Origin of the sequence: Hydrogenophaga intermedia, from assembly GCF_000723405.1 — a bacterium.
Classification (GTDB): Bacteria; Pseudomonadota; Gammaproteobacteria; order Burkholderiales; family Burkholderiaceae_C; genus Hydrogenophaga; species Hydrogenophaga intermedia.
On sequence record NZ_CCAE010000023.1, the window covers coordinates 1 to 24,796 of the forward strand.

General features: G+C 70.5%; 21 protein-coding genes. 7 read left to right on the plus strand and 14 right to left on the minus strand.

Annotated features, from left to right (window positions below):
- From BN948_RS25715 to mutL, 11 genes are all read right to left on the minus strand, one after another.
- On the minus strand, positions 1-424 hold a 424-nt coding region (locus BN948_RS25715; protein WP_051756140.1), incomplete at its 3' end, for a hypothetical protein.
- A 145-nt stretch (positions 425-569) separates the two neighbouring features.
- Positions 570-2,138 carry a glucose-6-phosphate isomerase gene (pgi, locus tag BN948_RS14055; protein ID WP_009518169.1) on the minus strand — a complete coding sequence of 523 codons (1,569 nt, stop codon included), beginning with the start codon at positions 2,136-2,138 and terminating at the stop codon, positions 570-572.
- Position 2,139: 1 nt separating this feature from the next.
- Positions 2,140-2,778, minus strand: a complete 639-nt coding sequence (gene eda, locus BN948_RS14060) for a bifunctional 4-hydroxy-2-oxoglutarate aldolase/2-dehydro-3-deoxy-phosphogluconate aldolase (RefSeq protein WP_009518168.1) — start codon at positions 2,776-2,778, stop codon at positions 2,140-2,142.
- 22 nt (positions 2,779-2,800) lie between these two features.
- The gene (gene edd, locus BN948_RS14065; protein WP_009518167.1) at positions 2,801-4,630 is read right to left on the minus strand and encodes a phosphogluconate dehydratase; all 1,830 of its coding nucleotides are present in this window, start codon (positions 4,628-4,630) and stop codon (positions 2,801-2,803) included.
- Positions 4,631-4,643: 13 nt separating this feature from the next.
- A complete protein-coding gene (pgl, locus tag BN948_RS14070) occupies positions 4,644-5,342 on the minus strand; it encodes a 6-phosphogluconolactonase (protein ID WP_009518166.1) in 699 nt (232 codons plus the stop codon).
- Between the two features lie 4 nt (positions 5,343-5,346).
- Positions 5,347-6,813, minus strand: a complete 1,467-nt coding sequence (zwf, locus tag BN948_RS14075) for a glucose-6-phosphate dehydrogenase (protein ID WP_009518165.1) — start codon at positions 6,811-6,813, stop codon at positions 5,347-5,349.
- A 133-nt stretch (positions 6,814-6,946) separates the two neighbouring features.
- Entirely contained in the window at positions 6,947-7,609 is a 663-nt protein-coding gene (locus tag BN948_RS14080; RefSeq protein WP_009518164.1) for an ABC transporter ATP-binding protein, read from the minus strand.
- Positions 7,606-8,574, minus strand: a complete 969-nt coding sequence (gene miaA / locus BN948_RS14085) for a tRNA (adenosine(37)-N6)-dimethylallyltransferase MiaA (RefSeq protein ID WP_009518162.1) — start codon at positions 8,572-8,574, stop codon at positions 7,606-7,608. Before miaA ends, BN948_RS14080 begins: the two co-directional genes overlap by 4 nt.
- Entirely contained in the window at positions 8,571-9,821 is a 1,251-nt protein-coding gene (locus tag BN948_RS14090; RefSeq protein ID WP_009518161.1) for a multidrug effflux MFS transporter, read from the minus strand. The genes miaA and BN948_RS14090 overlap by 4 nt, the downstream gene beginning before the upstream one ends.
- A 55-nt stretch (positions 9,822-9,876) precedes the next feature.
- Positions 9,877-10,743, minus strand: a complete 867-nt coding sequence (locus BN948_RS14095) for an alpha/beta hydrolase (protein ID WP_009518160.1) — start codon at positions 10,741-10,743, stop codon at positions 9,877-9,879.
- 129 nt (positions 10,744-10,872) lie between these two features.
- A complete protein-coding gene (gene mutL, locus BN948_RS14100) occupies positions 10,873-12,744 on the minus strand; it encodes a DNA mismatch repair endonuclease MutL (RefSeq protein WP_035622231.1) in 1,872 nt (623 codons plus the stop codon).
- Between the two features lie 38 nt (positions 12,745-12,782).
- Between mutL and BN948_RS14105 the strand changes: the two genes are divergently transcribed.
- A complete protein-coding gene (locus BN948_RS14105) occupies positions 12,783-13,442 on the plus strand; it encodes a DedA family protein (RefSeq protein ID WP_009518158.1) in 660 nt (219 codons plus the stop codon).
- A 6-nt stretch (positions 13,443-13,448) separates the two neighbouring features.
- Here the strand turns inward: BN948_RS14105 and BN948_RS14110 are convergent, their stop codons facing one another.
- Positions 13,449-14,270, minus strand: coding sequence for a mechanosensitive ion channel family protein (locus tag BN948_RS14110; RefSeq protein WP_009518157.1), 822 nt, complete (start codon positions 14,268-14,270; stop codon positions 13,449-13,451).
- Between the two features lie 75 nt (positions 14,271-14,345).
- On the opposite strand from BN948_RS14110, the gene BN948_RS14115 reads away from it, so the two are divergent.
- The 5 genes from BN948_RS14115 to BN948_RS27490 all read left to right on the plus strand — a co-directional run bounded on the left by BN948_RS14115 (position 14,346) and on the right by BN948_RS27490 (position 21,190).
- A complete protein-coding gene (locus BN948_RS14115; protein WP_009518156.1) occupies positions 14,346-15,098 on the plus strand; it encodes a class I SAM-dependent methyltransferase in 753 nt (250 codons plus the stop codon).
- Between the two features lie 3 nt (positions 15,099-15,101).
- Positions 15,102-16,913, plus strand: a complete 1,812-nt coding sequence (tfpB, locus tag BN948_RS14120) for a type IV pilus assembly ATPase TfpB (protein WP_009518155.1) — start codon at positions 15,102-15,104, stop codon at positions 16,911-16,913.
- Between the two features lie 383 nt (positions 16,914-17,296).
- Positions 17,297-18,247: a DMT family transporter gene (locus tag BN948_RS14125; RefSeq protein ID WP_009516809.1), complete on the plus strand. Its 951-nt coding sequence runs from the start codon at positions 17,297-17,299 to the stop codon at positions 18,245-18,247.
- A 5-nt stretch (positions 18,248-18,252) separates the two neighbouring features.
- Positions 18,253-19,050: an SDR family oxidoreductase gene (locus tag BN948_RS14130; protein ID WP_009516810.1), complete on the plus strand. Its 798-nt coding sequence runs from the start codon at positions 18,253-18,255 to the stop codon at positions 19,048-19,050.
- Between the two features lie 211 nt (positions 19,051-19,261).
- On the plus strand, positions 19,262-21,190 hold the full coding sequence (locus BN948_RS27490) for a methyl-accepting chemotaxis protein (protein WP_009516811.1): 1,929 nt from the start codon (positions 19,262-19,264) through the stop codon (positions 21,188-21,190).
- On the opposite strand, the gene BN948_RS14140 is transcribed toward BN948_RS27490, so the two are convergent.
- Positions 21,182-22,123, minus strand: a complete 942-nt coding sequence (locus BN948_RS14140) for a DMT family transporter (RefSeq protein ID WP_009516812.1) — start codon at positions 22,121-22,123, stop codon at positions 21,182-21,184. The two genes, BN948_RS27490 and BN948_RS14140, sit on opposite strands and share 9 nt — an antisense overlap.
- A 134-nt stretch (positions 22,124-22,257) precedes the next feature.
- Between BN948_RS14140 and BN948_RS14145 the strand changes: the two genes are divergently transcribed.
- Positions 22,258-23,250 carry a quinone oxidoreductase family protein gene (locus BN948_RS14145; RefSeq protein ID WP_009516813.1) on the plus strand — a complete coding sequence of 331 codons (993 nt, stop codon included), beginning with the start codon at positions 22,258-22,260 and terminating at the stop codon, positions 23,248-23,250.
- A gap of 330 nt (positions 23,251-23,580) precedes the next feature.
- On the opposite strand, the gene BN948_RS14150 is transcribed toward BN948_RS14145, so the two are convergent.
- Positions 23,581-24,732 (minus strand): aminotransferase class V-fold PLP-dependent enzyme, encoded by a 1,152-nt coding sequence (locus BN948_RS14150; protein WP_009516814.1) that lies wholly within the window; start codon positions 24,730-24,732, stop codon positions 23,581-23,583.
- Positions 24,733-24,796 lie beyond the last annotated feature (64 nt).

Below are 24,796 nucleotides of genomic sequence, written 5' to 3' on the forward strand. Positions count from 1 at the left end.
CGACCGCCACGGCGGGGGCCGGGGGCGGGGCCGGCGGGAACACGGTGGTTTCGATGGACCGGATCTGGCCGCCGCCGCTCACCGAGCCCGAGACATCGCCCTCGCCGCGCACCATGCGTTCGCAGACCTCGCGGTCTTCGGCGATGGTGTGCACCTGGCAGCGCTGCAGGGCGTTGCGCTGAAGTTCCGCCTGCGAGACGGGCGCGCGTGGCTGGCGTTGTGCCTGTTGTCGCGCGGCGCCCACGTCGCGCAGGCAGTTGGTGCGCGCCTCGGGGCTGCTCATGGCCGCGCAGGCGGCGCGTTCCTGTTGGTAGCGGCTGTCGGTCGAGGTCTTGGCCGTGCCCTGGGCCCACGCGGGCAGCGTGAGCGCGATGGCCGCGGCGGCCAGGCAGTGGCGGGTGAAGGAAACGTTGGAAAGGCTCATGGGGGGTTCTCCTGTGCGCACCCGGGCCAGGCCCTGGTGCGTTCACCCATGCTAGGCAGGGCCTGGCCTGGCGCTTGTAGGAGGGGTCCGACCCGCGCGCCGGACAAGGCCCGTCACCGATCGTGACGGGCTCGGTGGCGCCGCCTCAGCCTCCCGCGCGCTCCAGGGCCTTGGCCATGGTCTTGCCCAGCTCCACGCCCCATTGGTCGAAGGCGTTGATGTTCCAGATGGCGGCCTGGCAGAACACCTTGTGCTCGTACAGCGCGATGAGCGCGCCCAGGCGCTCAGGGTCGAGCCGGTCGAGCCAGAGGATGTGGCTGGGGATGTCGCCGGGGAACTGGCGGTGCGGCGCCAGGGCGTGCGCGGTTTCGGCGTCGGCGCCGTCCTGCAGCAACTGCGCCTCGGTCTCTTGCAGCGTGCGGCCCAGGGCCATGGCCTGGGCCTGGGCGCGCAGGTTCAGGTTGACCACCGCGTGGTGCGCGCCGGCCAGCGGCAGCGGTGTGTCCTCGCTCTGCACGCCGATGAAGTCCACCGGCAGCGCGTGCCGGCCCTGGTGCACGAGCTGGAAGTAGGCGTGCTGCCCGTCGATGCCCAGGCCGCCCCAGACGATGGGGCCGGTGTCCACCGCCGCCTCAGTGCCATCGAGTTGCATGCGCTTGCCGTTGGACTCCATGTCCATCTGCTGCACGAAGGGCACGAAGCGCACCAGGCGAGAGGCGTAGCTCGCGATGAGTTGCGTGGGCATGCGCAGGAAGTTGCGGTTCCACACGCCGTGCAGGGCCAGGCGCACGGGCAGGTTCTCGGCCAGCGGCGCGTGTTGGAAGTGCTCGTCCATGGCCCGCCCGCCCGCGAGCAGTTGCCGGAAGGCCGCCGCGCCGATGCCGATGGCCAGCGGCAGGCCCAGCGAGGACCACAGCGAATAGCGCCCGCCCACCCAGTCCCAGAAGAGGAAGGTGCGTTCGGGGTCGTAGCCCAGCTCGGCGGACTTGGCCGGCGTGGCGGTGATGGCCACGAGGTGCTTCGCGATCGCGTCGGCGGGCACGCCGTTGTCGGCCAGCCAGTGGCGCGCGCTGGCGGCGTTGGTCAGCGTTTCCTGCGTGGTGAAGGTCTTGCTGGAGACGATGAACAGGGTGCGCCTGGCGTCGAGCCCGCGCAGCACGCTCCACAGCGCCCAGGCGTCGGGGTTGGAGACGTAGTGCACGCGCACCGCGTCGCTGGCCAGGTGGGCCAGCGCGTCGGCCGCCATGCGCGGGCCCAGGTCGGAGCCGCCGATGCCGATGTTGACGACGTCGGTGAAGGCGTCGTTGGCGTGGCCGCGCGCGGTGCCGGCGCGCACCTCTTCGGCGAAGCGGCACACGCGGTCGAGCTCGCGCTGCACCTGGGCGTGGATCTGGTTGCCCCAGGGGCCGCCGGATTCGCCGCCGCGCAGCGCCACGTGCAACACGGGGCGGTCTTCGGTGGTGTTGATGGCGTCGCCGCGGAACATGGCCTCGCGCCGATCGGCCAGGCCGCTTTGCGCGGCGAGTTCGAGCAGGGCTTGCTCGATGGCGGGCGTGAGGCGCTGGCGGCTCGCGTCCAGCGTGAGGCCGGCGGTGGACCAGGTCAGGCGCTCGGCGCGGCCGGGTTCGGCGAGCAGTTCGCGCAGGTGCGGCTGGGCTTGGGTGGCGAGCCGGTCGAGGCTGTGCCAGGCGGGCAGGGCGGTGGGCAAGCTCATGTCAATTCGTGTTCGCGATGGTGGTGGCCTCGCGTGCCAGCTTCGTGACACGCGCCCAGTCGCCGTCGCGCAGCGCGTCGGCCGGGGTGAGCCAGGAGCCGCCGGCCATGGCGACGTTGGGCAGGGCGAGGAAGTCGCGCAGGTTCTCCGGGCTCACGCCGCCGGTGGGGCAGAAGCGCACATCGGGAATGGGCGCGCCCAGGGCCTTGAGCATGCCCAGGCCGCCGGCCTGCTGCGCGGGGAAGAGCTTCATCAGCGTGAAGCCCTGGTCGCGCGCGCGCATCACCTCGCCCGGCGTCATCACGCCCGGAATGAAGGGCAGGCCGGTGGCGCGCATGGCGTCCACCAGCGCGTCGGTGCAGCCGGGCGAGAGCGCGAAGCGCGCGCCGGCGTCGATGACGCGCGGCACGTCGCTGGCGCGGGTGACGGTGCCGGCGCCCAGGTGCATCTCGGGCACGGCCTTGGCCACGGCTTCGATGGCGTCGAGCGCGACGTCGGATCGCAGGGTGATTTCCATGACGTCGATGCCGCCTTCGAGCAGGGCGTGCGCGAGGGGCACGGCCTGCTTCGCGTCGGCCAGCACGATGACGGGCACGACGCGCGAGGTGAAGGCGGGGTGGCTGAGGTGTTGGTCTTGCATGGCGATGAAGCAGATGGCGGTATCAGGCAAACAGTGGGGACGCACCCTGCTCGGCGCCGCTGACATTGGCGCGGAACAGGCCGAAGAGCTCGCGGCCGGTGCCGTGCGTGTTGTGCGACAGGTCGGGCTCGGGCAGCGCGCGCGCGGCCAGCGTGGCCTCGTCCACGTCCACCTTGAGCAGGCCGCGCTCGGCGTCCAGCGTGATCATGTCGCCATCGCGCACACGCGCGATCGGGCCGCCGGCCAGGGCCTCGGGCGTGAGGTGGATGGCCGCGGGCACCTTGCCCGAGGCGCCGGACATGCGGCCGTCGGTGACGAGCGCGACCTTGAAGCCCTTGTCCTGCAGCACGGCCAGCGGCGGCGTGAGCTTGTGCAGCTCGGGCATGCCATTGGCGCGCGGGCCCTGGTAGCGCACCACGGCCACGAAGTCCTTCTCCAGCTCGCCGGCCTTGAATTTGGCCAGCAGCTCCAGTTGGTCGTGCACCACCACGGCGGGCGCGCGCACCACGCGGTGTTCGGGCTTCACGGCCGACACCTTGATGACGCTGCGGCCCAGGTTGCCGGTGAGCAGGCGCAGGCCGCCGTCGGCGCTGAAGGGGTCGCTGGCGGGGCGCAGCACGTTCAGGTCGGCGCTGCGCTCGGGCACGGGGCGCCAGGCCAGGCGCTCGCCGTCCAGCCAGGGTTCCAGGCCATAGGCGTCCAGGCCAGGGCCCATCACGGTGTGCACGTCGGCGTGCAGCAGGCCGGCACCGCGCAGCTCGCGCATCAGCACGCCCAGGCCGCCGGCCGCGTGGAAGTGGTTCACGTCGGCGCTGCCGTTGGGGTACACGCGCGCCAGCAGCGGCACCACGGCGGAGAGTTCGGCGAAGTCGTCCCAGTCGATGAGGACGCCGGCCGCGCGCGCCATGGCCACCAGGTGCAGGGTGTGGTTGGTGGAGCCGCCCGTGGCCAGCAGGCCCACGATGCCGTTGACGATGGCCTTCTCGTCCACGATCTGCCACAGCGGCAGGTAGGGCTGGCCGGTGCGCCCGCTGTTGGCCACGGCGCGCTCCACGGCGGCCTTGGTGAGCGCCTCTCGCAGCGGCGTGCCCGGGTTCACGAAGGAGCTGCCCGGCAGGTGCAGGCCCATGATCTCCATGAGCATCTGGTTGCTGTTGGCGGTGCCGTAGAAGGTGCAGGTGCCGGGGCTGTGGTACGCGCGCGCTTCCGATTCGAGCAGCGCCTCGCGCCCCACCAGGCCTTGCGCGTACTGCTGGCGCACCTTGGCCTTGTCCTCGTTCGACAGGCCCGAGGTCATGGGCCCGGCCGGCACGAACACCGTGGCCAGGTGGCCGAACTGCAGCGCGCCCATGAACAGGCCGGGCACGATCTTGTCGCACACGCCCAGCATGAGCGCGGCGTCGAACACGTTGTGCGAGAGCGCCACGGCCGTGGCCAGGGCGATGGTGTCGCGCGAGAAGAGCGAGAGCTCCATGCCGGCCTCGCCCTGGGTGATGCCGTCGCACATGGCGGGCACACCGCCGGCCACCTGCGCGGTGGCGCCCACCTGCTGCGCGTGCCAGCGGATGAGGCTGGGGTAGGCCTCGAAAGGCTGGTGGGCGGACAGCATGTCGTTGTACGATGTGACGATGCCCACGTGCGGCGCGCGCTCGGCGTGGATGCGCAGCTTGTCCTCGGCGGGCAGCGCGGCCGTGGTGTGAGCCATGTTGGCGCAGCCCAGGCCGGCGCGCTGCGTGCCGCGCGTGCGCTGTGCGGCCATGTGTTCCAGGTAGGCGGCGCGCGTGGGCGCGCTGCGTTCGGTGATGCGGCGCGTGACGCGCTCGAGGATGGGGTTGGGTGGGGTCTTGTTCATGGTCGTGGGGCGATCAGGCGAGCCACACCTGCACGGGCGTCGTGTGCTGGTGAAGGACCAACGAGATCGGCAGCGTGTCGTCTTCGGACAGCCGGGCCTGCTGGTACACGCGCAGCTTGGCGGGGCCGATGAGGGGCAAGACCAGTTCCCGCGTGGCCAGCAGCGCGGGAAGGGTCATGGTGAGGCGCGCATGGGGCGCGTTGAGCGGGCGCGTCCAGGCCACGGGGCCGCTGGCGTGCAGGGCCTGCGTGAGGCCGGGCGCGTGGGGAAACAGCGAGGCGGTGTGGCCGTCTTCGCCCATGCCGAGGATGGCGAGGTCCCAGGGCCAGGGCTGGGTCGCCAGCCGTTGGCCGGCGGCGTCGGCGAGGGTTTGCAAGGCCGCGTCGTCCAGCGTGTCGGGCAGTTCGTCGAACCAGGGCACGAAGGTGGCGGCCGAGGCCGGGCCCTGCAGCAGGTGCGTGCGCACCAGGGCGGTGTTGCTGTCGGGGTGGTCGTGCGGCACACAGCGCTCGTCCACCAGGGTGATGCTCACGCGCGACCACTCCAGCGGCTGCGCGCGCAAGGCCTCGAACAGCGGCACCGGCGACTTGCCGCCCGAGACCGCCAGCACCGCGTGGCCACGCCCGTCGATCGCCTGGTGCAGGCGAAGGCCGATCCACGCGGCCAGGCGCTGCGCGAGTTCGGCGGGCGTGTTGCAGGGGTGCTGGTTCATGCGATCAGTTTTCTTCCGACCAGGTGGAGTCTTCGCGCGCCATCAGTGCCGAGGACGCGGCCGGGCCCCAACTGCCGGCCGCGTACGCGCGCGGCTTCTCGCCCAGGGACTTCCAGCCGTCGATGATGGGCTCGACCCAGGTCCAGGCGGCCTCCAGCTCGTCGCGCCGCATGAAGTGCGTGAGCCGGCCCTTGATGACGTCGATGAGCAGGCGCTCGTAGGCCTCGGCGCGGCGGCCCGCCAGGGCGGACTGCAGGTCCAGGTCGAGCGCGACGGGGCGCAGCTTCATGCCGCTGCCGGGTTGCTTGGCCATCATCTGCAGCTGCACGTGTTCCTCGGGCTGCAGGCGGATCAGCAGGCGGTTGACGGGCTGGCGCGGCGCGTCCGGGAACAGCGAGTAGGGCAGGGGCGCGAACTCCACGACGATTTCGCTGCGCCGCTCGGCCAGGCGCTTGCCGGTGCGCAGGAAGATGGGCACGTTGGCCCAGCGCCAGTTGTTGATGTGCGCGCGCAGGGCGACGAAGGTCTCGGTGTCGCTGCCGGCGGGCACGTTGTCTTCCTGCAGGTAGCCCACGGCGCGCTCGCCGCCCACGTTGCCGGCGGTGTACTGGCCGCGCACGGTGTCGCGCGCCACGTCGGCCACCGTCATGGGCCGCAGCGAACGCAGCACCTTGAGTTTTTCGTCGCGCACGGCGTCGGGGTCGAGCGAGACGGGCGGCTCCATCGCCACGATGCACAGCAGTTGCAGCAGGTGGTTCTGCACCATGTCGCGCAGCGCGCCGGTGCCGTCGTAGAAGCCCGCGCGGCTGCCCACGCCCACGGATTCGGCCACCGTGATCTGCACGCTCTTGATGCTGGGGCTGCGCCACAGCGGCTCGAAGATGGCGTTGCCGAAGCGCAGCACCATGAGGTTCTGCACCGTCTCCTTGCCCAGGTAGTGGTCGATGCGGAAGGTCTGCGATTCGCTGAAGTACTTCGCCACCTCGTCGTTGATGGCGCGCGCGGAGGCGAGGTCGTGGCCCAGGGGTTTTTCCAGCACCACGCGCGAGCGCGGATCGACCAGGCCGGCGCCGTGCAGGTGGGCGCAGATGGTGGTGAACAGCGTGGGCGCGGTGGCGAGGTAGTAGACGCGGTCCACGTTGGCGCGCAGGGCTTGGCCCAGGGCGGCGAAGTCCTCGGCGCGCGTGGCGTCGAGCGAGACGTAGACCAGCCGCTGCACGAAGCCCTGCCAGGCCAGCGCGTCAAGCGCGTCGCTGGCGATGAAGCCGCGCACCTTGTCGTCGATGAAGGCGGTGAAGGCCGCGCGGTCCCAGGCGTGGCGGCCGAGCGCGACGATGCGCGTGTCGTCCGGCAGGGTCTTGTGCAGGTGCGCCATGTACAGCGCGGGCAGCAGCTTGCGCAGGGAGAGATCGCCCGCGCCGCCGAAGATGACGAGGTCCAGGGGCGCGTCGGTTGGGGTGCTGGTCTCCATCGTTCTTTCTCGGGGCTTCATGAGTTACGAAGTGGTCCGATGATAGTGAAATAAAGTTACCAACGGGTTACCTTTGGTTCGCGACGCAGGGTCCTTGCTCAGGGTGCGACCGTGTCGCACCGCGCGGGTTCCGTCAAGTCGGCGCGGGGTCGGCCCGCAGGCCATCGGCCGTGAGCCGCAGCACGCGGTCGGCGCGGCGCGCGGCGGCGTCGGCGTGCGTCACCAGCACCAGCGAGGCGCCGTGCTCGCGGGTCTGCGCGCAGAGCAGGTCCATCACACGCGTGGCGGTGGCAGGGTCCAGGTTGCCGGTGGGCTCGTCGGCTAGCACGATGGCGGGCCGGTGCACCAGGGCGCGCGCGATGGCCACGCGCTGCAATTGCCCGCCGGAGAGTTGCGCGGGCAGCCGCGCGCCCAGGCCTTCGAGTCCCACCGCGTCCATCAAGGCGCGCACGTGCGCGGGGTCGGGGCGGTTGAGCAGCAGCAGGGGCAGGCCGATGTTCTGCGCCACGTCCAGGTGCGGCAGCACGTGGAAGGCCTGGAACACGAAGCCCAGGTTCGCGCGGCGCCAGTGCGCGCGCTGCGCTTCGTCGAGCGTGCCGAGGTCGGTGCCGTTGTGCAGCACGCGGCCCTCGCTCCAGTCGTCCAGCGCGGCCAGGCAGTTGAGCAGGGTGGACTTGCCCACGCCGGACTCACCGACGATGGCGATGAACTCGCCGGGCTCCACGCGCAGGTCCACGTGGCGGAACACGGGCGTGTCGCCGTAGAGCTTGCCGAGGTTCTCGGTGACGAGGCTCATGCGGAAACCTCGAGCCAAGTCCGTGCGCGCGCGAGCACCTGCTCCAGCGCGTCAGGCGCATCGGCCGGCACCACCGCGCGCTTCGGCATGGAGCGCAACCAGGTGAGCTGGCGCTTGGCGAGCTGGCGCGTGGCGAAGACGCCGCGGTCGCGCAACTCGGCGAGCGCGGCGGCGTCGGGCACGGGGTGGGCGTCGAGCGCGGCCCAGGCCTGGCGGTAGCCCACGCAGCGCATGGACGGCAGATCGGCGTGCAGGTCGCCACGCGCGCGCAGGGCGCGCACCTCGTCGAGCAGGCCGGCGTCGAGCATGGCGTCGAAGCGCTCGGCGATGCGCGCGTGCAGCCAGGCGCGGTCGCTCGGTTCAAGCGAGATGAGATGGGCCTCGTCGAGCGGGCCATCGCGGTCTCGCTCGCGGCCCGAGTGGAAGCTGGAGAGCGGGCGGCCCGAGACCTGGAACACCTCCAGCGCGCGCTGGATGCGCTGCGCATCGTTGGGGAACAGGCGCGCGGCGGTGACGGGGTCCACGCGCTGCAGCTCGGCGTGCAGCGCGGGCCAGCCCTCGGCGCGGGCGCGCGCGTCGAGTTGTGTGCGCACGGCGGGGTCGGCGGCGGGCAGATCGTCCAACCCGTCGAGCAGGGCCTTGAAATAGAGCATGGTGCCGCCCACCAGCAGCGCGGTGCGCCCGCGCGCGGCGATCTCGTCGATGAGGCGCGTGGCGTCGCGCGCGAAGTCGGCCGCGCTGTAGGCCTGCGCGGGGTCGCGGATGTCGATCAGGTGGTGCGGCACGGCGGCGAGCTCGGCCGCCGTGGGCTTGGCGGTGCCGATGTCCATGCCCCGGTAGACCAGGGCCGAGTCGACGCTGATGACCTCCACCGGCCAGCGCGCGGCGATGGCCAGGGCCGCCGCCGTCTTGCCGCTGGCCGTGGGGCCGGCCAGGGCGATGCTGCGCGGCGCTGGTCTGTTCACGTGGTCGCGACCCGGGTCGGCGGCGTGTGCGGCTCGCCGTGGCGCTGCACCAGCGTCCAGGCCGTGGTGGAGATGACCACGCACCAGAACCACACGCTGTCGGTGAGCGGGCGCACGGTGCCGGCGCCCAGCGCGGGGTCGGCCAGCGCAAGGCCCAGCCAGCCGCCGATGCCGAAGGCCACCACCATCATGATGAAGCCGGCCAGCGCCGAGGCCGCGCCCGCCGCCTGCGGAAAGGGCGCCACCGCGCCGCTCTGCCCGCAGGGCTGGTGCACGCCGTGGGCCAGCATGAAGAGGTAGAAGGGCAGCAGCACGCTCCAGAGGTTTTGCACCCCCAACAGGGGCAGCACGCCAACGAGCGTGCCGCCGGTGAGCGTGACGCAAGCCGCCAGGCCCACCGTGCGGCGCACACCCAGGCGCACCAGCAGACGGCGGCAGATGAAGGTGCCCACGATGTAGACCAGCGACATGGTGAACATGACGATGCCGTACTGCGTCTTGCTGAGACCCAGCACACCGATGAGCACGAAGGAGGAGGACGCGAGGTAGCTGAACAGGCCCGCGTAGGAGCCGGTGGCCAGCAGCGTCCAGGCCCAGAAGGTGGGGTTGCGCGCGATGGTGGACCAGTTGCGCAGCAGGGGCCCCGGGCGCAGCGCGTCGGGGTTGAGGCGGGGCACGGTTTCCTGAAAGCGCGTCACCAGCACCACCAGCGTGCCCGCGCCGAACACCGAGAGCGCGAGCAGGGCCACGCGCCAGCCGAAGTGGTCGGACAGCACGCCGCCCAGCGGCGCGCTCACGCAGGCGATGACGCCCAGGCCGGTGAGGCCCTTGCTCATCATGCGTGCGCCCTCGGCAGGGGCATACAGGTCGCGCACGATGGCGCGCGCGCACATCACGGCCGCGCCCATGGCCACGCCCTGCAGCGTGCGCCAGGCGATGAGCTGTTCCATGGACTGCGAGAAGGCGCCGCCGGTGGTGGCCAGCATGTAGAGCACCATGCCGCCGATGAGGATGGGGCGGCGCCCGAAACGATCGGACAGCGGCCCCCACACCAGTTGCGATACGCCGAAAGCCAGCAGCAGCGCGGTGAGCGTGAACTGCGCTTGCGCGACGCTGCCGCCGAAGCCCTGCGTGAGCGTGGGCAGGGCGGGGAGGTAGAGGTCGGTGGTGACGGGTTGGATGCCCAGCAGCAGCGTGAGCACGAGCACGACCAGGCCCGGCGACATGGCGGAGGAGGGGGCGGACATCCGGCTGAGGGTAGCAGATGCCTTGCGGGTTTTCCCGGTACCCCCGGGGGGTGAATCAGCGCTCGACGACGCGGATCGTGTCGTCCAGGCCGAAGAGATCGGCCAGGGCCGCGCGGTACTGCGCCTGGCCCACCGAGTTGGTGTTGTGGTGTGAGCCGCCTTCCACCATCACCAGCGCCTTGGGCTCGCGCGCGGCCTCATAGAGGCGTTGGCCCAGCTCGGGGAGGATGAGCTTGTCGTCGGTGCCGTGCACCACCAGCAGGGGCGAGCCGATGTCGGGCACGCGCTTGATGGACTCGAAGCGCTGCGTGATGAGCAGCGACACCGGCAGCCAGCCCCACTTGAAGGTGCTCACCACGTCGGGGATGGAGGTGAAGGTGCCTTCCACCAGGGTGCCCTTTTCATCGCTCACGTGGGTGGCGAGTTCGATGGCGATGGCGCCGCCCAGCGAGTGGCCGAAGATGTACCGGGGCCGGTCGGGGTAGCGCTGGGCCAGCCAGTCCCAGGCGGCGCGCGCGTCCTCGGCGGCCGTGCGTTCGGAGGGCAGGCGGTTGGTGCTCTGGCCGAAGCCGCGGTAGTCGATGCCCAGCACCGAGAAGCCCAGCTCTTCCATGCGGCGCATGCGAAAGGCCGAGCCGGTGACGTTCCAGCGCGCGCCGTGCAGGTAGAGCAGCACCGGCGCCTTGGGATTGGCGGCGAAGTTCTCGTGCTGCGCCCACAGGCCGTGCAGGCGCACGTCCTCATCGTCTTGCGCCGAGTGGAAGTCGATCCACACGTCCTCCATGGACTCGGCGGCGTATACACCGCCGCTCCAGGCGCGGTCGGAGGGCTGGAAGATCCAGACGCGCTGCTTCTCGTCCAATGTGGCGCACCCGGCCAGCAGGGCCAGGGCGGTGGCGAGGATGAGCAAGAGTCGGGTCATGGACCGGGATAGTGAGGCCGCTTGCACCGGAAAAGTTCATGTCGCTGGGGTAAATCCCAGGCAAGCAAGTGCGATGCCGGGCCGATGGCGCCGACTTTTTCACGCCGCCCGCTCCGCGCGGGCGGGGGCTCAACGGCCTCGCAGGAACAGGGCGTCGAGCTCGCGCAGGCTCAGTTGCCGCCAGGTGGGGCGGCCGTGGTTGCACTGGTCGCTGCGCTCGGTTACTTCCATCTGGCGCAACAGGGCGTTCATCTCGTCCAGGGTGAGGAGCCGGTTGGCGCGCACCGCGCCGTGGCAGGCCATGGTGGCCAGCAACTCGTGCTCGGCGCGCTGCAGCACGTGGCTCGCGTCGTGCTGGGCCAGTTCGGCCAGCACGCTGCGGGCGAGTTCCACCGGGTCGCCCTGCGCCAGGGTGGTGGGCACGGCGCGCACCGCCAGGGTGCGCGCGGACAGGGGCGCCACGTCCAGGCCCAGCGCGGCCAGTGCCTCGGCACGGCTCTCCGCGGTGGCTGTTTCCTCGGGCGTGGCCGCGAAGGTGGCGGGGATCAGCAGCGGCTGGCTGGCCAGCGCGCGCTCGGCGAGCTGGCGCTTGAGCCGTTCGTAGACGATGCGCTCGTGCGCCGCGTGCATGTCCACGATGACCAGGCCCTGCGCGTTCTCGGCCAGGATGTAGATGCCCTGCAATTGGGCGATGGCGCGGCCCAGGGGCCAGTCGCCGTCGGGGAGGGGGGTGTGGGCTTCGACTGACTCAGCACGAACGGGCGAGGTGGGGCCGTCGCCCAGGGGCGTGGGGGCGCCTGCTCGGGCGCCACCCCACAGCGCCGCCACATCGCTGATCCGGTGCCCCGCCGTTTCCTCGCGCGGCGCGAAGCTGAAACCGCTCTGTCGCACGGGCGGCGTCCAGGCGGGCGCTGCCATGGGTGTTGCCGCCTGCGTGGGCGTCTGGGCACCCGCCTCCGCCGCCTGCCCCGCGCGCGGCACCGCCAGCGCCGCGTCCACCGCCTTCTGCACCGCGTGGTGCACCTCGCGGCTGTCGCGAAAGCGCACCTCGATCTTGGTCGGGTGCACGTTCACGTCCACGCGCTCGGGCGCGATCTCCACGAACAGCGCATACACCGGCTGGCGCTGGCCGTGCAGCACGTCGTCGAAGGCCGCGCGCACCGCGTGCGAGATGACCTTGTCGCGCACGAAGCGGCCGTTGACGTAGGCGAACTGCTGGTCGGCGCGCGAACGCGCCGCGTCGGGGATGCCGGCGAAGCCGCTCACGCGCAGGCCGCGCGCATCAGACCCATCGGCCGGCCACATCAGCGGCACGGCGCGTTCGATGAAGTCTTCGCCCAGCACGTCGGCCAGGCGCCGCGCGATGCCGTCCAGCCCCGGCAGCGGCACGGCGCGCCACTGCGCCGACAGCTTGCCCTCGTGCCAGATGGCGAAGCCCACGTCGGGCCGCGCCAGCGCGTGGCGGCGCACGGCCTCGATGCAGTGCGCGAGTTCGGTGTTGTCGCTCTTGAGGAACTTGCGCCGCGCGGGCGTGGCGTAGAACAGCTCGCGCACCTCGATCGAGGTGCCTGGCGAGCGCGCGCCGGGCGCGAGTTCACCGCTGCGCACGTCCAGTTGCCAGGCGTGGCCGTCGCCCTGGGTGCGCGAAAGCAGGCCCATCTCGGCCACCGAGGCGATGGCGGCCAGCGCCTCGCCGCGAAAACCCATGGTGCCCACCGATTCGAGCTCGGCCAGGCTGGCGATCTTGCTCGTGGCGTGGCGCTTCACCGCCTGCGACAGCTCGGCCTGGGGAATGCCCACGCCATCGTCCTCCACCGCGATCAGCCGCACGCCACCGCCGAGCAGGCGCACGGTGATCTGCTTCGCGCCCGCGTCGAGCGCGTTGTCCACCAGCTCGCGCACCACCGAGGCGGGCCGCTCCACCACCTCGCCCGCGGCGATCTGGCTGATCAGCTCGTCCGGCAGTTCGCGGATGGGGCGGCGTGGGGGCAGGGAGGTCATCACGGCATTGTAGGAAGCGGCATTGATAATGCCCCGCCATGGAACTGATCTCCTTCCTCATCGACTTCATCCTGCACGTCGACCAGCACCTGCAGGCCTTCGTTCAGGCCTACGGCCCGTGGGTGTACGCCCTGCTGTTCCTCATCATCTTCACCGAGACGGGCGTGGTGGTCATGCCCTTCCTGCCGGGCGATTCGCTGCTGTTCGTGGTGGGCACGCTGTGCGGCGCGGGGCTGATGAGCCTGCCGCTGGCCATGGCGCTGCTGGTGGTGGCGGCCGTCCTGGGCGACCAGACGAATTACTCCATCGGCCGCTACTTCGGCCCCAAGGTGTTCCAGTGGGAGAAGTCCCGCCTGTTCAACAAGGACGCTTTCAACCAGGCGCACATGTTCTACGAACGCTACGGCGGCATCACCATCATCCTGGCGCGCTTCATGCCCTTCATCCGCACCTTTGCCCCCTTCGTGGCGGGCGTGGCGGAGATGACGCGCAGCAAGTTCACCGCCTACAACGTGATCGGCGCGCTGATCTGGGTGATCGGCCTGGTGGGCGCGGGCTACCTGTTCGGCAACCTGCCCTGGGTGCAGGCCAACCTCAGCAAGATCATCTGGGCGTTGATCATCATCCCGGGCCTGATCGCCATCTTCGGCGCGTGGCGCGCCCGGCGCCAGGCCGCGCGCGACGCCGCCGGCGTCTGACGCGGTTCAGGCCGCCACCGCCACCGTGCGGTGCAGCACGGGCGTCTCGGGCACCGGGTAGCCCGCCGCGCCGAAGGTGCTGACGATGGCCTTGTGGGTGTCGAAGTAGACCTGCCAGTAGTGGTCGGTGTGCGTGTAGGGCCGCACGCACAACAGCGGGCCTTCGGGCGTGAACTGCAGAATCTCCACGTCGGGCGCGGGAGAGTCCTTCACGTTGGGTATGGCTGCCACGGCGGTGCGCAGGCGCTGCATGGCGTCGGCCACGTCCACGCCATTGGCCACCTTGGCCACGCAGTCCACGCGGCGGAAGGCCTCGGTGCTGTAGTTCTGGATGTTGTCGCCAAAGGCCTTGTTGTTGCCCACGATGGTGGTCACGTTGTCGGGCGTGAGGATGGTGGTGGCGAACAGGCCCAGCTCCTTGACCGTGCCGGTGACGCCGCCCGCGCTGATGAAGTCGCCCACCTTGTAGGGCCGCAGCACCTGCAGGAAGATGCCCGCCGCGAAGTTGGCGAGCATGCCGCTCCAGGCCGCGCCGATGGCCAGGCCCGCGCCGGCCAGCAGAGCCGCGAAGGACGTGGTGCGGATACCGAAGATGTCCAGGATGGCCATGATCAGCACCACGGTCAGCAGCACCGAGAGGATCGACTTCAGGTAGCGGATCAGCGTCATGTCGATCTTGCCGCCGCGCTCCATGGTCACGCCGATCAGTCGCACCGCGATGCCGATCAGCCAGCGGCCGATGATCCAGGCCGCGATCGCGCCCAGCACCTTCAGGCCGAAGTCGGCCCCCTCGGTGACGATGAAATTCCAGATGACTTCCGTGTTCATAATGCTCCTGCCTTCCCGTTGGTGGATGGTTCCCTCGCGGCCTGGCCGCGGACGAGAAGGTAGCGCTGCGCACCGATGAAAAACACGAATCCCCTGCCCGAAGTCAACATCTCCGAAGACGGTGAGGTGCGTTTCCTGCACCTGGGCACCGAATGGATCCAGGGCTCCATGCTGCTGGACGCGCCCTTCGACATCGAGCTGGAGTACGTGCAGCGCATGATGGCCTGGCTGCTGTTCGTCGAGCCCGATTCGGTGTCCCGGCGCAGCGCGCTGCAACTGGGCCTGGGCTCGGCCGCGCTCACCAAGTTCAGCCACAAGCGGCTGCGCATGGACACCACCGCGATCGAGATCAACCCGCAGGTGCTGGCGGTGTGCCGGCAGTGGTTCAAGCTGCCGCCCGATGGCGCGCGCCTGCGCGTGCTGATGGGCGACGCGGGCGAACTGATCCGCCGGCCCGAGCACCTCGGGCGCTACGACGCGCTGCAGGTGGACCTGTACGACCACGAGGCCGCCGCGCCCGTGCTCGACTCGCCGGATTTCTACGCCGATTGCCGCCACGCGCTCACCGACGAAGGCTGCCTCACCGTCAACCTGTTCGGCCGCCACTCGAGCTACGAGCGCTCGCTGGAGAGCCTGTGCGCGGCCTTCGGTCAGGACGCGGTGTGGGCCTTCAAGCCCACGCGCGAAGGCAACACGGTGGTGCTGGCACAGCGCCACGCCTCGCGTCCCTCGCGGCTGGAGCTGCTGGCGCGCGCCGAGGCGGTGCAGCAGCGCTGGGGCCTGCCGGCCGTGAAGTGGATGCGCTTATTCAAACCCGTCGCCGCCTGATCCATGAAGACCACCACCGCCGCCGCACCGCCCGCCACGCCCTCCGGCCCGCTCGACTGGCGGCTCGTGCTTCGCTGGCTGACGGAGGACAGCGTGATCAGCGAGGGCGAGGCGCGCCGCACCGAGGCGCGCATCTCGTCGGCCCACAGCGCGCAGCACCCGCTGCAGCGCCTGGCCGTGGTGGGCATGGCGCGCGCGGCCGACGGCCACGTGCTCGACGCCGAGGCGCTGACGCAATGGCTCGCGCAGCGCTGCGGGCTCACGTATCTGCGCATCGATCCGCTGAAGGTGGAGGTGGGCAAGGTGGCCGACGTGATGAGCGCGGGCTACGCCGAGCGCCACAAGGTGCTGCCCGTGCAGGTGGGCCCGGCCGAGGTGGTGGTGGCCACGGCAGAACCCTTCCTCACCGACTGGGTGGGCGAGGTGGAGCGCCAGACCCGCAAGACCGTGCGGCTGGTGCTGGCGAGCCCGGCCGAGATCACGCGCTACACGGCCGAGTTCTTCGCACTCGCGAAATCCGTGCGCGCCGCGACGAAGAGCGGCGGCAGCGCCGGCTTCCAGAGCTTCGAGCAACTGGTGGAGTTGGGCAAGGGCAACAAGCAGATCGATGCCAACGACCAGGGCGTGGTGCAGGTGGTGGACTGGCTGTGGCAATACGCCTTCGACCAGCGCGCCAGCGACATCCACCTGGAGCCTCGCCGCGAGCAGGGCGTGATCCGCTTCCGCATCGACGGCGTGCTGCACCCGGTGTACCAGTTGCCGCTGGGCGTGATGAACGCGATGACGGCGCGCATCAAGCTGCTGGGCCGCATGGACGTGGTGGAGCGCCGCCGCCCGCAGGACGGGCGCATCAAGACGCTCAAACCCGGCGTCGGCGGCGCCAAGGGGGACGAGGTCGAGATGCGCCTGTCCACGCTGCCCACGGCCTTCGGCGAAAAGCTGGTGATGCGCATCTTCGATCCCGAGTCGACGGTGAAGGACCTGGCAGCGCTGGGCTTCGGCGCGCACGACGCCGCGCGCTGGGAAGGCCTCACGCGCCGCCCGCACGGCATCGTGCTCGTCACCGGCCCCACGGGCTCGGGCAAGACGACCACGCTGTACGCCACGCTCAAGCGCCTGGCCACGGAAGAGGTGAACGTGAGCACGGTGGAGGACCCGATCGAGATGATCGAGCCGGCCTTCAACCAGACGCAGGTGCAGCCGCACCTGGACCTGGACTTCGCGCAGGGACTGCGCGCGCTGATGCGGCAAGACCCGGACATCATCATGGTGGGCGAGATCCGTGACCTCCCCACCGCGGAGATGGCGGTGCAGGCCGCGCTGACGGGCCACTTGGTGTTTTCCACGCTGCACACGAACGACGCACCCTCGGCGGTGATGCGGCTGATGGAGCTGGGCATTCCGCCCTACCTGATCAACGCGACGGTGCTGGGCGTGCTGGCGCAGCGGCTGGTGCGCACGCTGTGCGCGGCCTGCAAGACGCGGGTGGAGAAGGACGAAGCGGCCGAGGCGCGCGAGCAGCTCGCGGAGCTGGTGAAGCCCTGGCAGATCACGGGGAGCTACCGGCCGTACCAACCGGTGGGTTGCGTGGATTGCCGGATGACGGGGTTTCGGGGGCGCATGGGGCTGTACGAACTGCTCACCGTGACCGAGGCGTTCAAGAACCAGGTCATTCGCGAGCCCAAGTTGGAGACGATGCGGGCGCAGGCGGTCACGGATGGGATGCGTCCGCTGCGGTTGGCGGGGGCGGCGCGGGTGGCCGAGGGCTTGACCACGCTGGACGAGGTGCTGGCTACAACGCCGCCGGTGCAGTAGTTTTTCTTTCTGCGTTTGGTGTGGGTTTTCTCCGGCTGGTCCGGTCGGCGGCGCTCGGGTGTCCGGCTCCGCGACTGTCCCCCGGAGCGGATCGCTGGCGCGCTCCGCTCCTCCTCCTTTATGTCGCTACGCCGGACACCCGATCACCACCGACCTCGTTGGCACTCGTCTGTCGGAGCGCCACCGCTCCTTCTGCTCGCGGACGCTGGGTGCGCTGCGTAGCGAAATAAAGGAGGAGGACGGCGCAGCCGTCCGGGGGACATTCGCGGAGCAGCGCACCCAGTGGCCGCGAGCAACCGCGAGGTGCAGCGAGCGAAACGCCACAAGCACCAATAGCCCACAACAAAAGCGGCTCATGCAACGCCACAGATAATCACAGGCTCATGTCGCGCGACCCCCACCCCCACCTCGCCTCCGGCCTCACCCTCGCCATCCTCGGCTCCATCGCCTTCAGCGGCAAGGCCATCATCGTGAAGCTGGCGTACCGCTACGGGGTCGACGCGGTCACGCTCATCATGTACCGCATGCTGTTCGCGCTGCCGCTGTTCCTGGCGCTCACCTGGTGGTCCACCCACCGCCCCGGCCTCGCGAAAAAACCCGAACCCCTCACCCGGCGCGACTGGCTCGGCGTGATGGGCCTCGGCGTCACCGGCTACTACCTCGCCAGTTTCCTCGACTTCTGGGGCCTGGAGTACATCACCGCCAGCCTCGAGCGCCTCATCCTCTACCTCAACCCCACCCTCGTGCTGTTGCTGGGCTGGCTGCTCTACCGCCGCCGCATCAGCGCGCTGCAGGCCGTGGCCATGGCCGTGAGCTACGCCGGCGTGCTGCTGGTCTTCGGGCACGAACTGGGTGAACAAGGCCCCAACGCGGCCCTGGGCGCCTTGCTGGTGTTTGCCAGCGCCATCAGCTACGCCATCTACCTCGTCTACAGCGGCGAGCTCGTCAAGCGCCTGGGCTCCACGCGCCTGGTGGGCCTGGCCACCACCGTGGCCTGCGTGCTGTGCATTGCGCAGTTCGGGCTGCTGCGCCCGCTGTCGGCCGCCGAGGTTGCGCCCGAGGTCATCTGGCTGTCGCTGCTCAACGCCACGCTGTGCACCTTTGCGCCGGTGCTCATGGTCATGATGGCCATCGAGCGCATCGGCCCCGGGCTGGCCGCGCAGACCGGGATGATCGGCCCCATGTCGACCATCCTCATGGGCGTGTTCATCCTGGGTGAGCCGTTCAACGGCTGGATCATCGTCGGCACGGTGCTCGTGCTCTCGGGCGTGTTTCTGGTGACGCGCTTCGGCGCCCCGAAGGCGCCGGCCGCCCCCATCAAAACTGGAGATTGAAGAACATGGATCTGGGCATCAAAGGCAAATGGGCGCTGGTGGGTGGCGCCAGCAAGGGCCTGGGGCTGGGCTGCGCGCAGGCGCTGGCGGCCGAGGGCGTGAACGTCGTGATGGTGGCACGCGGCGCCGAGGCGCTGCAGGCCGCGGCGCAGGCCATCCGCGCCGCGCACCCGGGCGTGCAGGCGCTGCCGGTGGCGGCCGACATCACCACCGCCGAAGGCCGTGCAACGGTGTTCGGCGCGGCGGGCGGGCCGGGCAAGGCCTTCGACATCGTGGTCACCAACGCGGGCGGCCCGCCGCCGGGCGACTTCCGCCAGTGGGACCGAGACACCTGGATCGCCGCGCTGGACGCCAACATGCTCGCGCCCATCGAACTCATCAAGGCCACGGTGGACGGCATGGCCGAGCGCGGCTTCGGGCGCATCGTGAACATCACCTCGGGCGCGGTGAAGGCGCCGCTGCAGGTGCTGGGCCTGTCCAACGGCGCGCGCACCGGGCTCACGGGCTTCGTGGCCGGCCTGGCGCGCAGCGAGATCGCCGCGCGCGGCGTGACCATCAACAACCTGCTGCCCGGCGCCTTCGAGACGGACCGCCTGCGCACCACGCTCGGTGGCCTGGCGCAGAAGCAGGGCAAGAGCTATGAGGCCATCGCCGACGGGCGCCGCCAGAACGTGCCCGCCAAGCGCTTCGGCGAGGCGGGCGAGTTCGGCGCCATCTGCGCCTTTCTGTGCAGTGCGCAGGCGGGCTACATCACGGGCCAGAACGTGCTGGCCGACGGCGGCGCTTACCCGGGCACGTTCTGAGGCACCGCCGGCGGCGCGGGGCGCGCCGGGGGTCAGGCGTGCACCAGTTTTGCGCAAATCGTGCACCAGCTTCGAGCAAATGCGCGCCTCTTCGGTGAATGTGGCGCGAGACGCTCAATTCGCCGGGTGAGCCGTCGATAGGCGGGACAGACAGGCTCGAACGCGGGATGCGCCGCGCGGGCCGCTGCCTCCGACCCGACCGAACGCTCCCATGACCTCCTTCATCCAGAACCTGCGCCTGGCCCGCAAGCTGATGCTGCTCGGTGCCGTCGCCGCGCTGCTGGTTGCCGTGCCGCTCACGGCCTACGTGCGCAACGCGCTGGCCGACCTGAACACCATCGCCACCGAGCGCGCCGGGCTCGCGCCCTCGCGCGCCCTGCTGGAGGTGGTGCGCCTGGCGCAGATCCACCGCGGCATGACGGCCACCGTGCTGGGCGGCAAGGCCGACGCGGAGCCGCAGCGCCAGGCGCGCGCGGCCGAACTGCAAAAGGCCATGCAGGCCTTCGACGCCCTGGTGGTCAATCACGTCGGCGATGCGCGCATCCGTACCGACTGGCAGCGTGGCAGCCAGCAGTGGCAGGCACTGTCGCAAGCCATCGGCGCGCGCGGCGTCACGGCCGCGGAGAGCTTCGCGCGCCACACCGAAATGATCGCCGGCTTCATCGAACTCAACGACCGCGTGGCCGACCACTTCGGCCTGACCGCGGACCCGGAAAAAGCCACCTACTTTCTCATCATCGGCACGCTGCAGCAGATGCCGCGCCTCACCGAAATGCTGGGCCAGGCGCGTGCGCGCGGCTCGGCGCTGCTGGTGCGCATGACGGCCTCGCCCGAGGAGCGCGCCGAAGTGGCCAGCCTGGTCGATCGGGCCCGCGTGGGCGTGCGCGAGTTGGGCATCAGCATGGAGAAGTCCTTCGAGCAGGACGCCGCCATCAAGGCCCGCCTGGAGACGCCGCTGACGCAGTCGCGCGCCACTTTCGAAGGCGCGATCCAGCTCGCTCGCGAGCAGATCGTGCAGGCGCAGGCGCTGCAGTACGCGCCGGCCGACTACTTCAAGGCCACGACGCAGGCCATCGACGGCATGTACGCGCTGAGCGACATGGCCGCCCGGGAGCTGGACACGGCGCTGGGCCAGCGTTACGCGGCGCGCCGCACCGAGATCGCCGTGGTGCTGGGCGCCATCGGCGCGCTGCTGGCGGCGGGCCTCGGGTTTGCGTTGCTGGTCGGCCGCTCCATCATCCGCCCGGCCGAACTGGCGCGCGAGGTGGCGGCGCGCGTAGCCTCCGGCGACTTGAGCCAGGCCGTGCCCGAGGGCGGGCGCGACGAGATGGGCCAACTGCTCACGGCCATGGCGCGCATGCAGGCCGCGCTGACCCAGGTGGTGGGCAGCGTGCGGGGCAACGCCGAGGGCGTGGCCGCCGCCAGCTCGCAGATCGCGCAGGGCAACAACGACCTATCGGCCCGCACCGAGCAGCAGGCCTCGGCGCTGGAGGAGACGGCGGCGTCGATGGAGGAGCTCAGCTCCACCGTGAAGCTCAACGCCGACAACGCACAGCAGGCCAACCAACTGGCCATCAGCGCGTCCTCGGTGGCCACGCAGGGTGGCGACGCGGTGGCGCGCGTGGTGGACACGATGAAAGGCATCAACGACAGCTCGCGCCGCATTGCCGACATCATCAGCGTGATCGACGGCATCGCGTTCCAGACCAACATCCTGGCGCTCAACGCCGCCGTGGAAGCGGCGCGCGCGGGCGAGCAGGGCCGTGGCTTCGCGGTGGTGGCGGGTGAAGTGCGCAACCTCGCGCAACGCAGCGCAGGCGCGGCGCGCGAGATCAAGGAGCTGATCCAGCAGAGCGTGGAGCGCGTGGAACAGGGCTCGGCCCTGGTCGATCAAGCCGGCAGCACCATGGGCGAAGTGGTGGCCAGCATCCGCCGCGTGACGGACATCGTGGGCGAGATCAGCGCTGCCAGCCGCGAGCAGAGCTCGGGCGTGTCGCAGGTGGGCGAAGCCGTCACGCAGATGGACCAGGCGACGCAGCAGAACGCGGCGCTGGTGGAAGAAAGCGCCGCCGCCTCGCAGAGCCTGAAGCAGCAGGCCGCGCAACTGGTGGACGCGGTGGCGGCCTTCCGCCTACGTTGAGGCCTTGCCGCGCGACGAGATGAGGATGCCGCCGACGATGAGCGCGAAGCCCGCGAGGTGGTGCAGGCGTGGCAGCTCGCCCAGCATCGCCGCCGACAGCAGTGCCGCGAACAGCGGCGTGAGGTTGGTGAAGAAGCTGGCCACGGCGGGCCCCACGCGCGCCACGCCAGCGCCCCAGAAGCGGTAGGCGAGCAACGAGGGAAAGATGGCCACGTAGGCCAGGGCCTCTACCAGCGGCCAGCCCCAGGTGATGTGCAGGTCGGCCGCCGGCAGGTAGACCCATTCGGCCGCGGCCAGCGCGCCCGACCACACCAGACCCAGCGCCACCTGCGCCATCAGGAAGGCGGCCCAGTCGCCCTTGATGTCGGGCGGATCGCCGCCCTCGGGCGGGCGCACCAGCAGCCAGCTGTACCAGGACCACACCAGCGTGGCCAGCAGGATCCAGCCATCGCCCGGCACCAATTGCACGGCCAGCAAGCGGCTCAGACTGCCGCCCGACAGCACCACCGCCACACCGCTCAGCGAGAGCGCGGCGCCAAAGGCCGCGCGGCGCGTCACCGGCACGCCGTAGAGCATGCGGCCCACCAGCAGCATCCACACCGGCATGCTCGCGGCCACCAGGGTCACGTTCAGGGGCGTGGAGGTGCGCAGCGCCAGGTACTGCAGCGCGTTGTAGCTGCCCACGCCCAGCGCGCCCAGCAGCGCGAAGCGCCGCCAGTTCGGCCACAGGCTGCTACCCGGGCGCAGCACCCAGGCGGCCAGGGGCAACAGCACCAGCAGCGCCAGCGTCCAGCGCAGGAAGTTGAGCGTGCTGGGTGGCACGGTCTGGTTCATCAACCGCCCCACCACCGCGTTGCCGGCCCAGAACAACGGTGGCAGCACGAGCAGGGCGATGGTGGACGGGCTCAGCCGGCCAGGGGGTGCAGCGGACATGGGGCGCGACTGTAGCAAGCGACGGAAGACCTGCGCCGCTGCGGGGGCGCCACGGTCGAGGGCGGGACAGGCGCGCGATTCGTGGCAGCATCGGCCCCGATCCGCCCCTTGCCCAAAACGAACAGGAGACTCCCATGAGCACCAGCAGCCGCGCCGTCCGCATCCACGCCAATGGTGGCCCCGATCAACTCGTGATCGACACCGTCGAGGTGGGCGAGCCCGGTCCGGGCCAGGTGCGCATCCGCCACCACGCGATCGGGCTGAACTTCATCGACGTGTACCAGCGCACGGGGCTCTATCCCTTCCCCATGCCGCTGTCGCTGGGCATGGAGGGTGCGGGGGTCATCGAGGCCGTGGGCGAGGGGGTGACGCACCTGAAGGCGGGCGACCGCGCGGCCTACGCGTCCAACCCGCCGGGCAGCTACAGCGACGCGCGCGTGATGCCGGCGATGAACGTCTGCAAGCTGCCCGATGCGATCGATTTCGAGACCGGCGCGGCCATGATGTTGAAGGGCCTGACGGCGCAGTACCTGCTCAAGCGCTGCAAGCCGGTGGAGGGCCTGGAGGCGGGCGACTTCGTGCTGTTCCACGCCGCTGCGGGCGGTGTGGGCTTGATTGCCTGCCAGTGGGCCAAGGCCCTGGGCCTGCGGCTGATCGCCACCGCGGGTTCGGCGGACAAGTGCCAGCTCGCGCTGGACCACGGCGCTGAGCACGCGATCAACTACCGCACCGAGGATTTCGCGGTGCGGGTGAAGGAGATTACCGGCGGGCAGGGCGTGAAGGTGGTGTACGACTCGGTGGGCAAGGACACCTGGGACAAGTCGCTGGACTGCCTGCGGCCGTTCGGGCTGATGGTGAGTTTCGGCAACGCCTCGGGCCCGGTGGCGCCGTTCGCACCGGGCATCCTGGCGGGCAAGGGCTCGATCTACGTGACGCGCCAGACGCTGTTCACGCACATCAACAACCGCGAGCGCACGCAGCAGATGGCGGACGATCTGTTCGACGTGGTGGTGAGCGGGAAGGTGAAGATCCGCATCGACCAGCGATTCCCGCTGACGGAGGTGAAGAAGGCGCACGAAAGTCTGGAGGCGCGGGCAACCACCGGTTGCACGGTTTTGCTGCCTTGAGTGTTTGATTTCTCGGAGCCGTGTCTGGTGGCCCGAGGCCACTGGGTGGCCAGCTCCGCGAATGTCCCCCGGACGGCTGCGCCGTCCTCCTCCTTTATTTCGCTGCGCTGGCCACCCAGCGTCCTCGGGCAGCCAACGCGCAGGCAGGCCACCGTTGGTGTGCCTGCCTCACCTCTGGATCGGGTGACAGGGCGCTCTGTGTAGCGAAATAAAGGAGGAGGGCGGCGCAGCCGCCCGGGGGACATTCGCGGAACAGAGCGCCCTGGCGCCCGATCCCCGCGAGGTCTTGGCGCGCTGGGACGAGCGCCCGACCGCTAGGCCTCCGAGACGTCAGGCCGCGCGGGCCTCGCGCAAGGGCGCCACGCGTTGCAGGGCGGCTTCAAGGCGCGCCACGGTGGCCGGCACGTCGTGCCACTTGTCCAGGCCGAACAGGCCGATGCGGAAGGTCTTGAAGTCCGCGCCTTCGTCGCACTGCAGCGGCACGCCTGCGGCGGTTTGCAGGCCCAGGGCCAGGAAGGCCTTGCTCGACTGCACCTCGGCGTCGGTGGTGTGGCTCACCACCACGCCCGGGGCCTTGAAGCCCTCGGCCGCCACGCTGGGGAAACCGTGGCGTTCCACCACCTCACGCACGGCCTGGCCGAGCGCGATCTGTTCCTGGCGCACGCGATCGAAGCCGTACGCCTCGGTCTCCAGCATGGTGGCATGCAGGCGGGCCAGCGCGTCGGTGGGCAGCGTGGCGTGGTACGCATGACCACCGCCTTCGTAGGCCTCCATGATCTGCAGCCACTTCTTCAGGTCCATGGCGAAGGTGGTGCTTTGCGTGGCGTCGATGGCCGCCCGCGCGCGTTCGCTCAGCATCACCATCGCGCAGCAGGGCGAGCTGCTCCAGCCCTTCTGCGGCGCGCTGATGAGGATGTCCACGCCGGTGGCCTTCATGTCCACCCACATGGCGCCGGAGGCGATGCAGTCGAGCACGAAGAGGCCGCCCACGGCGTGCACGGCGTCGGCCACGGCCTTGAGGTAGTCGTCGGGCAGGATCATGCCGGCCGCGGTTTCCACGTGCGGGGCGAAGACCAGCGCGGGTTTCTCGCGCGCGATGGTGGCCACCACCTCGTCAATGGGCGCGGGCGCCCAGGGCGACTGCGGATTCTTGTGCACCGGGCGCGCCTTCATCACCGTGTGGCTGGCGGGGATGGAGCCCATGTCGAAGATCTGCGTCCAGCGGTAGCTGAACCAGCCGTTGCGGATGACCAGCACGTGTTTGCCGTGCGCGAACTGGCGCGCCACCGATTCCATGCCGAAGGTGCCGCTGCCGGGCACCAGCACCGCCGAGTGCGCGCCGTACACGCGCTTGAGCAGGGACGAGATGCCCGTCATCACGCCCTGGAAGCGCTTGGACATGTGGTTGAGCGCGCGGTCGGTGTAGACCACCGAGAACTCGTACAGGCCGTCGGGGTCGACGTCGGGCAGCAGGCCGGGCATGGGTGTCTCCTCGGATGATCGAATGAGCGGGCATTCTGTCATCGCGCAGCCGCCGCCGCGAGGA